This is a genomic window from Streptomyces sp. NPDC057543 (assembly GCF_042801895.1).
Lineage (GTDB): Bacteria > Actinomycetota > Actinomycetes > Streptomycetales > Streptomycetaceae > Streptomyces.
Window position 1 is genome coordinate 65,210 of sequence record NZ_JBHVFF010000005.1, and the last position, 12,201, is coordinate 77,410.

General features: G+C 69.5%; 9 protein-coding genes, 1 tRNA gene and 1 pseudogene. 5 read left to right on the top strand and 6 right to left on the bottom strand.

The genetic code is table 11. The features are described 5' to 3' along the window. The first annotated feature begins 249 nt into the window (after positions 1–249). Positions 250–777, top strand: a complete 528-nt coding sequence (locus ACFU8Q_RS02095; protein WP_384446774.1) for an ATP-binding protein — start codon at positions 250–252, stop codon at positions 775–777. Positions 778–840: 63 nt separating this feature from the next. Here ACFU8Q_RS02095 and ACFU8Q_RS02100 read toward each other — a convergent pair whose 3' ends face one another. Beyond that, the gene (locus ACFU8Q_RS02100; RefSeq protein WP_384446775.1) at positions 841–2,304 is read right to left on the bottom strand and encodes an aminopeptidase P family protein; all 1,464 of its coding nucleotides are present in this window, start codon (positions 2,302–2,304) and stop codon (positions 841–843) included. Positions 2,305–2,437: 133 nt separating this feature from the next. After that, complete coding sequence (locus ACFU8Q_RS02105; protein ID WP_384446777.1) at positions 2,438–3,802, bottom strand: PP2C family protein-serine/threonine phosphatase; 1,365 nt, start codon at positions 3,800–3,802, stop codon at positions 2,438–2,440. Between the two features lie 621 nt (positions 3,803–4,423). Between ACFU8Q_RS02105 and ACFU8Q_RS02110 the strand changes: the two genes are divergently transcribed. Further along, positions 4,424–5,152: a bifunctional DNA primase/polymerase gene (locus ACFU8Q_RS02110; RefSeq protein ID WP_384446779.1), complete on the top strand. Its 729-nt coding sequence runs from the start codon at positions 4,424–4,426 to the stop codon at positions 5,150–5,152. Positions 5,153–5,904: 752 nt separating this feature from the next. On the opposite strand, the gene ACFU8Q_RS02115 is transcribed toward ACFU8Q_RS02110, so the two are convergent. The 3 genes from ACFU8Q_RS02115 to ACFU8Q_RS02125 all read right to left on the bottom strand — a co-directional run bounded on the left by ACFU8Q_RS02115 (position 5,905) and on the right by ACFU8Q_RS02125 (position 8,637). Beyond that, positions 5,905–6,870, bottom strand: coding sequence for a DUF5926 family protein (locus ACFU8Q_RS02115; RefSeq protein ID WP_384446781.1), 966 nt, complete (start codon positions 6,868–6,870; stop codon positions 5,905–5,907). Between the two features lie 274 nt (positions 6,871–7,144). Then, complete coding sequence (locus tag ACFU8Q_RS02120) at positions 7,145–7,750, bottom strand: ATP-binding protein (protein ID WP_384446783.1); 606 nt, start codon at positions 7,748–7,750, stop codon at positions 7,145–7,147. A gap of 53 nt (positions 7,751–7,803) precedes the next feature. Next, positions 7,804–8,637: a glycerophosphodiester phosphodiesterase gene (locus ACFU8Q_RS02125; RefSeq protein WP_384446785.1), complete on the bottom strand. Its 834-nt coding sequence runs from the start codon at positions 8,635–8,637 to the stop codon at positions 7,804–7,806. 220 nt (positions 8,638–8,857) lie between these two features. Here ACFU8Q_RS02125 and ACFU8Q_RS02130 point away from each other — a divergent pair, with 220 nt between their 5' ends. Both ACFU8Q_RS02130 and ACFU8Q_RS02135 read left to right on the top strand, forming a co-directional pair. Beyond that, complete coding sequence (locus ACFU8Q_RS02130) at positions 8,858–10,372, top strand: trypsin-like peptidase domain-containing protein (RefSeq protein ID WP_384446787.1); 1,515 nt, start codon at positions 8,858–8,860, stop codon at positions 10,370–10,372. A gap of 50 nt (positions 10,373–10,422) precedes the next feature. Beyond that, positions 10,423–10,509, top strand: a tRNA-Ser gene (locus ACFU8Q_RS02135). Between the two features lie 153 nt (positions 10,510–10,662). Here ACFU8Q_RS02135 and ACFU8Q_RS02140 read toward each other — a convergent pair. Then, a pseudogene (locus tag ACFU8Q_RS02140) lies at positions 10,663–10,956 on the bottom strand (UTRA domain-containing protein); the annotation flags it as partial. Between the two features lie 676 nt (positions 10,957–11,632). On the opposite strand from ACFU8Q_RS02140, the gene ACFU8Q_RS02145 reads away from it, so the two are divergent. After that, the coding region (locus ACFU8Q_RS02145; protein ID WP_384446788.1) for an FG-GAP repeat domain-containing protein at positions 11,633–12,201 on the top strand (569 nt) is incomplete at its 3' end.

The window sequence follows — 12,201 nt, forward strand, 5'->3', positions numbered from 1 at the left end:
TCATCGCATCGCGCCCCGGGCCTCGGTACCGCAGGTCCGGAAGGTCACCTTCCATCCGATTGGATGCGGCCGGGGCGGCTGTGGCCGGGTTCGGACACCGGGCGGGGTGATCGGCCGGGTTCGGCATACACGGGTGTACGGAGTGCTGGTATCCGCCGAATGAGCGGTCTCACATCCGGTCTGTGCTTACGAACGCCCCTGCGCGGCAATACGTATCGGTATGTCGAGCCGCAGCCAGGAGGCTGGAGCATGAGCATCTGGTGGTCCCTCCATTTGCGGCGCGAGGCTGCGAGCGTTCCGCTCGCCCGTCGTTTCCTGCTGGGCACGATGGAGACGGCGGGCGTGGACCCGGAGATCTCCTTCGACCTGTCGGTCGCGCTCACCGAGGCCTGTGCGAACGCCGTTGAGCACGGCGGCGACCACAGGGTCCAGGGCGAGCAGAGCGACGACCGGGATCCGTGGGACGTATGGGACGAGTTGCCCGGGACGGCCTCCGGACAGTACCGGGTCACCGCCTATCTGGACGGCGAGAAGTGCCGTATCGAAGTCGCCGATTCGGGGCCGGGTTTCCCCGCCAGGCGCACGCTGCGCACGTCCGCGCAGCAGCGCGATTCCCTGCAGTACCCGTCGCTCAGCGCGGAGGACGGCCGGGGGCTCTGTCTGATCGAGCAGCTCTCCGACCATGTGCACTTCGGCAACCGTCCCGGCCGCGGAGCCGTGGTGAGCTTCGACAAGGTCCTGAAATGGCGGAAGGACGCCCTGCTCATGGTGTCCTGAGCGGGGCGCCCTTCGAAGCGTGGAACCGTGACCGGAACTGCCCGGCAGGCCGGGCCCTTCGGATCAGCCCTTTAGCTGCGCCATCCACGCCTCGACCTCGTCGGCCCGGCGCGGCAGCTTGTCGGAGAGGTTCCGGTTGCCGTCCTCGGTGACGAGGATGTCGTCCTCGATCCGGATGCCGATGCCCCGGTACTCCTCGGGCACGGTCAGGTCGTCGGCCTGGAAGTACAGACCGGGCTCGACCGTGAGGCAGACGCCGGGCTCCAGCGTGCCGTTGACGTACGTCTCGGTGCGCGCGGCGGCACAGTCGTGGACGTCCATGCCGAGCATGTGGCCGGTGCCGTGGAGCGTCCAGCGGCGCTGGAGGCCCAGCTCCAGGACCTTGTCCACGGACAGGTCACCCAGCAGGCCCCACTCGACGAGCTTCTCGGCGAGTACGCGCTGTGCCGCGTCGTGGAAGTCGCGGTAGTCGGCGCCGGGCTTGACGGCCGCGATACCGGCCTCCTGGGCCTCGTACACCGCGTCGTAGATCTTCCGCTGCAGCGGCGTGAAGGTGCCGTTGATCGGAAGGGTGCGCGTCACGTCGGCGGTGTAGAGGTCGTTGGTCTCCACACCGGCGTCGAGCAGCAGCAGCTCGCCGGAGCGCACCGGGCCGTCGTTGCGCACCCAGTGCAGGGTGGTGGCGTGCGGGCCGGCCGCGCAGATCGAGCCGTAGCCGATGTCGTTGCCCTCGATGCGGGCGCGCAGGAAGAAGGTGCCCTCGATGTAGCGCTCGCTGGTGGCCTCGGCCTTGTCGAGGACCTTCACGACGTCCTCGAAGCCGCGTGCGGTGGCGTCGCAGGCCTTCTGCAGCTCGGCGATCTCGAAGGCGTCCTTGACCAGTCGGGCCTCGGAGAGGAAGACGCGCAGTTCCTCGTCGCGCTCGGCGGTGACCTTGTCGGTCAGCGCGGCCTCGATGCCGGCGTCGCGGCCGCGGACGTTACGGACGGGGCCGGTGGCCTCGGTCAGCGCGGCCGGCAGCTCGCGCACGTCCTTCGCCGGGATGCCCAGCAGCTGCTCGGCCTCGGCGAGGGAGTGACGGCGGCCCACCCACAGCTCGCCCTGGCCGTCGAGCCAGAACTCGCCGTTCTCGCGGTTGGAGCGTGGCAGCAGGTGGATGGTCGCCTCGTGCCCGTCCTCGGTCGGCTCCAGGACGAGGACGCCGTCCTGGGTCTGGTCGCCGGTGAGGTACGCGTACTCGGTGGAGGCACGGAAGGCGTACTCGGTGTCATTGGAGCGGGTCTTCAGGTTGCCCGCGGGAATGACCAGACGCTCACCGGGGAAACGCGCGGAGAGCGCGGCGCGGCGGACGGCGGTGTGCTCGGCCTGGGCGATCGGTTCGAGGCCGTGGAGTTCCGTATCGGCCCAACCGGACTTCATGTTCGCGGCGAGTTCATCGGAGACGACCGGGTACAGGCCGTTCTTCCGCTGCTTGACCGTCTCTTCTTCCTCGGTCTCCGGGGTCTCCGGGGTGAGCTCCTCAGCCACGACTTGTCTCTCCTTGATACGACACTGGACCGCATCCATCGTACGGGCGTACGGAAGGGGGCACAGGGCCGGAAGACCTGTTACACGGAGCCCTGAGGGTCGTACGAGTCGGCCGGGGCGGGCCGTTGCGTTCTCAGTCGAAGCGCGCGGCCAGAATGACCACGTCCTCCGCGCTGTCGTCCTGGTCGAGCCCGTCGGGCAGGACGGTCCGCAGTACGTGGTCGGCGACGGATCCGGCGTCGTCACGCAGCACCTTCGGTACGCGCGCCGCTGCCGAGTGGAGCCGTGCGAACGCCCGGTCCATCGAGTCGCCGGTACGGCGCAGCAGCCCGTCGGTGTAGAGGAGTACGGTCTCGCCGGGCGCCGGGGTGATCTCCACACTGGGCGCCTCCCAGCAGGCGAGCATGCCCAGCGGCGCGGAGAGGGAGGTCTCGATGAACTCGGTGCGCCGGTCGCCGATCACGAGCGGCGGGGTGTGGCCGGCGCCGGCCAGCAGGACCGTGCGGCGGGCGGGTTCGCAGTAGGCGAACAGTGCGGTCGCGGATCGGGCGGGTTCGGTCAGCCGCAGCAGCAGCTCCAGATCGGAGAGCACGGCGACCGGATCCTCGCCCTCCATCACGGCGTACGCTCGCAGGCCGGCGCGCAGCCGGCCCATGGCGGCCAGGGCGCTCGGCCCGGAGCCGTTCACCGAGCCCACGGCGAGACCGAGTGCGCCTTCCGGCAGTGCCAGAGCGTCGTACCAGTCGCCGCCGCCCTGCGGTGCCGTGCGATGGCGGGCGGCCAGCTGTACGCCAGGGACCCGGGGCAGCCGGGTGGGCAGCAGCTCCTCCGTGATGGTGGCGACATCGGCCCTGGCCCGCTCCAGCTCCAGCAGCCTGGCCAGATGCTCGCCCGCATGTCCGGCGTAGAGGTCGAGGAGATGGCGCTGGCGTTCCAGCGGTTCGGCGGGTTCGTCGTACAACCAGACGGCGGCACCGAGCCTGCCGGTCGCTTCGGCGGTGAGCGGCAGGGCGTGGCTGGCGGCGTATCCGAGCCGGGTGGCGACCTCGTGGCGGCGTGGGTCGAGGCTGCTGTCGCCGAGCAGATCGGGGGTGGTCAAGGCGCCTTCGGTGTTCGGGAGCCCTTCCAGGATCCGGCCGTAGGAGGTGGCGCTGCGCGGCACCGTCTCGATGTGTCCGAGCTCTGCATGGGCGAGACCGAGGCCGATGGTGCTGACGGGGCCGCGGCGGTCGGACGGTTCGAACACGACCAGTCCGCGACGGGCGCCGACCAGGGCGGCTCCGGCGTCCAGCAGTTCGTGCAGGGCGTCGTCGAGTGTGCTGGTTCCGGCCAGTCGCTCGGTGAGTTCGTGGAGCGTGGTGAGATCGGAGATCCAGGCGGCGAGCCGGTCCTGGATGAAGCCCCCGGGGGCGGCCGGTGCTCCGGAACCGGCAGTGTGCGCTGAAACAGGAACCACGGGATCGATTCCAGCCACTTTCGGCAGGTGCGGGGCGCTCATGGCAGTCGGTTTTCCCGCCGGTGCGATTCGTCGAATAGCATCGCAAACCCCCATGTCGTTCTGCGCCGCTATCAGTGCATCCACATGTACACGTAGCATCCACATGTACACGCACAAGTAAGGCGATGTCCAGCATTGTCCCTGCGGGATTTGTGGTGTCCGAGCTACTGTCAAGTTGGCCGAAAAATGCACCCTGTGGCGGCTATTTGCGGTCGACTGGTTGTGCTCGACAAGGGGTGTTCTCGGGGCGAAGTCCCGGAGGGAGCGTCGTTTCGGGCATGCTGGGTACGTAATCGATGATGACCAGGGGCAGTTCTGATCGCCCCGGAACCCGGCAGCGGGCCCGGACGTCCTCTCTTGTGACGGCCGCGCCCCACCCCCGAGTGGCGGGGTCTGCACCGTGGGACGACAGGCGCGATACATGCGCCGCTCCTCGCCATGATCGTGTCCGGACCCGTCTCGCCCCTGCTCGACCAGGCTCGGCCCATGCTCGGTACCGACGACCCACCCGTACCGCAGATTTGAAGAGCATGTACGCACAGTGAAGTGACGAACGCGTGTTGTGACGTGCACGTGGTGTGATGTGGACCCTCGGCGTTCAACGGAAAGGAACGAGCGCTCATGCGCGAGATCCTCGGTAGGCGACGCAGGCTCCGGCTCCGGCGCAAGGGAAGGGCCGCCCAGCTCGACGCGGTCCTGACCTGTGCCACCGCATGGCAGTGGCCCGTGCTCCCCGGAGTGGGGCCGGAGGCGGCCGGTGGCCGCGGTGACCGCGGCCGTGGTTGCGCCTGTCCCGATCCCGAGTGCGTCGTACCCGGCGCACACCCCTTCGATCCCGGTCTCCTCGCGGCGACCACCGACGAGCGGATGGTGCGCTGGTGGTGGACGAACCGCCCCACCGCTCCGATCGTGCTGGCCACCGGCGGCCGTGCCCCGTGCGCGCTGAGCCTGCCGGCCGTGGCCGCCGCCCGGGCGCTGGCCGAGCTGGACCGGATGGGCGCACGGCTCGGCCCCGTGGTGGCGACGCCGACCCGGTGGTCCATCCTGGTCGCCCCGTACACCCTCGAACGGCTCGGTGAGCTGCTGCACGCCCAGGACTGGGTGCCCAGTTCGCTGCGGTTCCATGGTGAGGGCGGCTATCTCGTTCTTCCGCCGTCCGAGGTGGGGGCGGGGCAGGTGCGCTGGGAGCGGGCTCCCGCAGTGGATCCCCGGCCGCGCTCGAACCGGGGAGCCTCCGTCCCCGCTCCCGGGCCCGCCGCGCCCTGGCTGCCGGATGTGGGCGCGGTGCTCGACGCGCTGGTCGAGGCGAGCAACGGAGCGCCGGACGGTGGCAGTCGGCTCGCCTACTGACTGGTGGTCGGCTCGCTCGTTCGGGCGTGAGTCGACCCGGGTCACCGTAACAAAAGGGGCGTGCGGGGCCGGGCGTCCATATTCCGTAGATATCCCCGTCGGGTCGTCAGGAATTCGGGCGGAACCGATGCCTGTCGTCAGTGGCGACAGGCATCCACGGGGGCAATCGAGGTCGGTGGGTGTTCGCGGATGAGGTCGTGCGGCTTTTCCGGATCCACTCTCCGCCCCGGTTCTCTGCACCCTCGTTCTCTTGTCGGCCGATGCAAAGTCTGCCGCTGCAAAGCGGGCCGGCGCAGGGCTTTCTGATGGATCTTCCGAATCCCCCTCGCGGGATTCTTCGAAAGTCTATTCGAATAATTCTGTGGAAGGTATTCGCGAAGCATTTCCGGGTGTGCGGCCGCTGTGGAGACGGACGTGCCGTCAATCACGCCTCTGGTGTGCCGGGTTGACGGCGGCACGCAGGTGCTGGGAAGCCTGGGCCGGTCGTGGAAGAAGGGGCAACGTGGCCCGGAGGCGTACCGGCGAGGGGGTTGTGCGCGGGTTCGTGTGCCGCGCCGTGCGCTGTGCGCCGTATACGGAAATGAGGATGCCCGATCGCTGGCGACGGGGGATGCACCAGCGACCGGGCTTCTAGAACGGTAACAAGAGATCTGCCGTTCGCAAATTCGATCTCATGTATTCGGACAGCGATTTACCTGCGAGTGCGGGGAGTTGTGACGCGTATCACCGTACGGCCCCGGGAATCGTCACTGTCAGCTGAGCGTCACTTGGCGGTTGGTGAGCCCGCCGCGGGCCCGCCTCTCCTCGGCGGTGAGCGGAGCGTCCGAAGCGAGCGCCGCGGTCAGCCGCTCGGCGAGCTCGGCCGCGGGCTTCTCGCACTCAGCGGCCCCCATCGCACTGGGCAGGTCCCAGACCGGGACCATCAGCCCGTGTGCCCGGAAGGAGCCGACCAGCCGCGTCCCCTCGCCCAGCGACGAGGTGCCGGCGGCGTGCAGCCGGGCGAGCGCGTCGAGGAGCTGCTCCTCGGGGTGGGGCATGACCCAGCGCAGGTGGTTCTTCTCCGGGGTCTCGCACCAGTACGCGGCGTCCACGCCGGAGAGCCGCGACGTCGGGATCGCCGCCTCGTTCGCCCGCTCCAGGGACGCGGACACCTCGGGCGTGGCGTTCTCCGCGTCCGGAACCCAGAACTCGAAGCCGGAGTGGACCATGGGCTCGAACGCCGCGCCGGGGTCGAGCAGGTCCTGCAGCCGCGGACCTTCCGCCGGTGCGCGCCGGGCGGCCACGGGCGAACCCGGCACGGCGGCCAGTGCTCGCTGCAGCGTGTCCGCGAGGTCACGGCTGAGGTCACCGGACGGGGTGTCGTTCTGCAGCGCGAGCAGCACCGAACCGTCGTCGCGGCGGAGCGCCGGCCATGCCATCGGAAGGACGGTCGCGAGCGTCACCGAGGGCACGCCCTCGGGCAGCCCGCCCTTCAGCGTCAGCTCGACCGTGGCGGCGGGCACCAGCTCGCGCAGAGCGACCCAGTCGCACTCGCCGGCCAGCCCCTCGAAGGGCCGGTGGACGAGCTCGGTCACGGCCTGGGCGGCAGCGCGGCCGTGGCACGCCTTGTAGCGGCGGCCCGAACCGCACGGGCAGGGCTCGCGAGCCCCCACCACCGGGATCTCGCCATCCTTGAGCTGCTGCTTCCCGGCCTTGGTCTGAGGGCGCTTCTTGGCCATGGTGGGCTTTCTCCCGATTGCGACAGTGCGGTCTGGGCCGCGAGCCTAGCGGCCCGTGTCGCGTCCGGGGCACATGCGTCCGCGCGCCCGGCGGTTACGGGGGTACGGAGCGCCCGCGCGTATGCCCGTCGGCCTGGGCGCCTGTACATCCGCCCACCGATCCGTGTGCCGGTGCGGGTGCTCGTACCGCAGTCGTCGCACACTCTCCCGTGCCCGTAGCTGGGCGCGTGCCCGTAGCCGTGCCCGTACCTGTATCCGTGTCTGTGTGGGAACGTCAGCCCACGCCGTCGAAGCCGTCCGCGAAGCCCAGCCCGTCGAGCCCTGGCACACCCGGTACTCCCGGCACCCGACCGTGCCCCTCGCTCACGAGGACCCACACGGTGACTTCGCCGGAAACGCTGTCGCGTACGCCCCACTCCTCGGCGAGCGCGCTGATGATGTTGAGCCCGCGGCCACCGCGCGCCGTCACCGACGGTGTGGCCGGAATTGGTCGGGTCGGACCGCCTCCGTCCGTCACTTCGACGGTCAGCCCGCCCGTTCTGTCCACGCGCCATGCGGCGCGGATGTCGCCGTCACCCACATCCGTGTGTCGCCCCAGTGGCCTGCCGTGCCGACAGGCATTGCTGAGTAGTTCGGAAAGGATCAATACGGCATCGTCGACGACCGAATCCGGCACCCCGTAGCTGCGCAATTGCTCACGCATCCGGTGCCGCGCCTGACCCACGCCCGCAGGGCCATGGGGTACGGCCATGCTCGACGACGTGGGCACTTCCTGTGCCACCACCAACGCCACCCCCGAGACCTCCTTTGCCCCACGCCACGGAGTGGATGCCCCCCTGGGCTGGACCGGAAACCGGCCAATCGCCTGCCAGTGACGCACTCGTAACGATCGAATACGATTCGAATGCGCCGGTGTACTCCGTGTAACTGATGTTAAGAGCGTCCCAGTTGTGACAGAACCTGCTTCGGGCGGTTCGTGATGATTGCCTCGACTCCTAGGTCGATGCAGAGCTCCACGTCCTCCGGTTCGTCGACCGTCCAGACGTGTGCGCGATGGCCCGCACGGTGCAGGCGCTCGATGTAGCCGGGGTGACTGCGTACGATCCGCATCCCCGGACCGGCGATCCGTGCCCCCGCCGGCAGTCGTCCGTCACGCAGGCGTGGCGAGACGAACTGCATCAGATAGACGGTGGGCAGGGTGGGCGACGCGACCTGGATGCGGTGCAGGGAGCGTGCCGAGAAGCTCATGATCCGCACCGGTGACGGGCCGTCGGCCGGCGGCGCGTCGAGTTCGAAGCGCTTCAGCAGGTGCAGCAGCCGCTCCTCGACCTGGCCCGCCCAGCGGGTGGGGTGCTTGGTTTCGATGGCCAGTTGGAGTGGGCGCCCGGCGGCCCGTGTGTCAGTGACCAGTTCGAGCAGCCGTTCCAGGGTGAGTACGGAGGTGAGTTCCCCCGGCACCGGATCCCAGTCCGGGGACTCCGACTCCTCGCGGTCCTTCCAGGAACCGAAGTCGAGGGCGGCGAGCGCGGAGAGTTCCAGTGCGGAGACGGCGCCGCGGCCGTTGGAGGTGCGGTTCACCCGGCGGTCGTGTACGCAGACGAGGTGACCGTCGGCGGTGAGCCGTACATCGCACTCCAGGGCATCGGCGCCGTCCTCGATCGCCTTCCGGTAGGCGGCCAGGGTGTGCTCGGGGGCGTCCTCGGACGCGCCCCGGTGGGCGATGACCTGGATGGGAGGGTGCGTGGATTGCTGCCGTGCGTGGGTCACTGCGTCATGGTGTCACCGAGGAGGGAGTGCTGGGTACAGCTCGCGCCGCGACTCCGCGCGCCTCGCACCGGGGGTCCGTTTTGCCGGATGTAAAGATTGGCGTGCGGATGCACAGGTCCTGCTTACAGTGGCCTGACGTGTCGTGGGAAAAGCTGTCCCGGGACACGTACACAGCGGATCTCTTGCCGAAAAATGATGTGGAACCGAGGAGTAAAGAGCTGTGAGCACAGAGAACGAGGGCAACGAGGGCACTGCGGGCGAGGCCGTTCCGCCCGTTCCGTCCGTACCTCCAGTGCCGGCCGACGCTCCTCAGGGGCCGCCCGGGAGCACGCCCGCGTCCCCACAGGGACCCACGCCCGCTCCGGCGACGCACCCGGAGGCGTCTGACGCGGCGACCGCGCGGCAGCCGTCCGCCCCGATGGGCGAACCGGCCGACACGACTGAGCACACGGCTCCCCTTCCGGCCGCGCCTCCCCCTCCCCCCGGGTTCCAGTCGGCCGCCGAAGCCAACTGGCCCCCGCCCCCTCCCGTCGTCCCCGCGTACGGGCACCACGGCGCCGAGCCCGGCGGTCCGGTCTGGGGTGCCCCGGCTCAGCTCCACTCCCCCGAAGGCCCGCGTAAGCCGGGCATGGGCGGCGCCCTGGTGGCCGCGGTGGTGGCGGCGGCGCTGGTCGCCGGTGGTATCGGCGGCGCACTCGGCTACTGGGCGGCCGACCGGAACGGCGGCAACGGCTCGACCACGGTCTCGGCGTCGGCCGATCCGCAGGACCTCAAGCGCGATCCCGGCACGGTCGCGGGCGTGGCCGCCAAGGCGCTGCCCAGCGTGGTCACCATCGACGCGCAGGGCGGTGACGGCGAGGGCGGTACGGGCACCGGCTTCGTGTACGACAAGGAAGGCCACATCCTCACGAACAACCACGTGGTGGCCTCCGCGGCGGACAGCGGCCAGCTCACGGCGACGTTCTCCAACGGCAAGAAGTACGACGCCGAGGTGGTCGGCCGGGCGCAGGGCTACGACGTCGCCGTTCTGAAGCTGAAGAACCCGCCGTCGGGGCTCGCCCCGCTGTCCCTCGGCAACTCGGACCGGGTCGCGGTCGGCGATTCGACGATCGCGATCGGCGCCCCGTTCGGTCTGTCCAACACGGTGACCACGGGCATCATCAGCGCCAAGAACCGGCCGGTCGCCTCCGGTGACGGTTCCGGTGGCAGCAACTCGTACATGAGCGCCCTGCAGACCGACGCCTCGATCAACCCGGGCAACTCCGGTGGCCCGCTGCTCGATTCGCGCGGCGCGGTCATCGGCATCAACTCCGCCATCCAGTCGGCCGGCAGCAGCGTCGGCCAGACCCAGGCGGGCTCCATCGGCCTCGGCTTCGCGATTCCGATCAACCAGGCGACGAACGTCGCCCAGCAGCTGATCAAGACCGGCCAGCCGGTCTACCCGGTGATCGGTGCCACGGTCATGATGGACGGCAGGACCGGCGGCGCGGTCATCTCCGACCAGGGCGCGGGCGGTACGACAGCCGTGTCGAAGGACGGCCCCGCGGCCAGGGCCGGTCTCCGGGCGGGCGATGTCATCACGAAGTTCAACGACACCGTGATCGACAGCGGGCCCACCCTGATCGGTGAGATCTGGACCCACAAGCCCGGCGACCGGGTGACCGTGACCTACAAGCGCGACGGCAGGACGGCAACGACCGAAGTCACCCTGGGGGAGCGCAAGGGCGACAGCTGACCGGCTAGGCTGTCCTCGCGTCAACCCCGGTTCATGGACCGATGACGCGGGGTGGGTTGCCCGAGCGGCCTAAGGGAACGGTCTTGAAAACCGTCGTGGCAGCGATGTCACCGTGGGTTCAAATCCCACACCCACCGCAGGTGCAAGGCCCCTGACCAGGCGATACGGTCAGGGGCCTTTGCCGTGCCCGTTCCCTGCCAGGTACCGCTGTTCCCCCTGGTTTCCCGCTCTATCGGGCACGGAAGGGGCACGCGGGGGGCACTGCTCTGGAGCTGCCAGGGGTCGGCCCGCTATCGGTTGATCGGGATCTCGTAGACGATCTCGCAGTGCGCTGCGGGCACAACGATGTCCGCCGTCTCCACGGGTCGGCCCTGATCGCTGTAGTACGTCCGCCGAATGTGCGTCACGAGTGCGGCTTTCTGGATACCGAGTAGCGACGCTTCCTCGGCGGTCGCCTGCCGTGGCTCCGGCTGCTCCACGGCATGGCTGACGGTGACTCCGATCGCGGCCATGCGGTTCACGACACCTGCCCCGGCGTGCGGCCCTCCCTCGGGGAGGACGACGAGCGTGCCGCCGGTGACGTCGTCCACCGTCGACCCAGGCAGAGCCGAGCAGACGCGGCCCCTGGCGTCCAGGTCGTTCGTCCAGCAGGGCGCTCCACCTGGACGCCAGGAACCACGCCTGCTCCACGGTGTGTGGGTCGACGGCGGACGGGAAGGGAGCTGGGGAGAGTGGTGGGCTCGGCCAGGTCCGCGAGCACCTGCACGAGTCGTCGGCGTCGATCCGAGGGCAGGTGCAGAAGCAGCCAGCCACGCTCTCCGTCATTTTCACCGCGGAGTCGGGATCGGCTTCCTCGTCCCCGCAGCCCTCCAGCCCCCACACGGCATCGACGAGCGGACCGGTGAGTGCCGGCACGGGCGGATCCCTGAGTGCCCAACTGCGTGACAGCGCCCACGGACAGCGGCGGACACCCGCGAACGCCGCCCATGGACGGTCGCGATAGATGAGAAGTGCCCTGGCCCAAGGTGCTTGCCCGAGTTCGCTTCAGGGCGAAGGGGGCGAAGGGGTGACCATGCCCAGTCCGTGGGCTCATCGGGTGTTCTCGGCTCTGGTGGTGGGTGTCGGGTGGTGGTTGGGCGTGTGCCGTTGGCAGTGTGCCTCAGTGTCGTCCAGCCCGCCTGGGTGGCACCGCTCGAGCGGCCCTCTCGGGGCCTTGCGAGGATCGGAGAGACGATGATGTCAGGGCAGACGACCGGCGCGATGCGGGGCAGGTTCGCCCTGCTCGTGGCGGTGGTGATGACCGGGGTGGTTCTGGGGCTGTTCCCGGGGGCCGGGACCGCAGAGGCCGCAACCGCGACCTTCGCACCGAAAGTCGACTACCCCACCGGCGTCGGCCCTGACGGGGTGGCAGTGGGTGACTTCAATGGCGACGGCTTCCGGGACATCGTCACCGCGAACTTCTCCGCAAGTACGGCGTCGGTGCTCTTGAACAATGGTGACGGCACGTTCGCCGCCAAGACCGACTACCCCACCGGCGCCGGCCCTGACGGGGTGGCAGTGGGTGACTTCAACGGTGACGGCTTCCCGGACATCGTCACCGCGAACGCCAACGCAAATACGGCGTCGGTGCTCTTGAACAATGGTGACGGCACGTTCGCCGCCAAGACCGACTACCCCACCGGCTCCAGCCCTGCCGCGGTGGCGGTGGGTGACTTCAACGGTGACGGCTTCCCGGACATCGTCACCGCGAACTTCTCCGCAAGTACGGCGTCGGTGCTCTTGAACAATGGTGACGGCACGTTCGCCGCCAAGACCGACTACCCCACCGC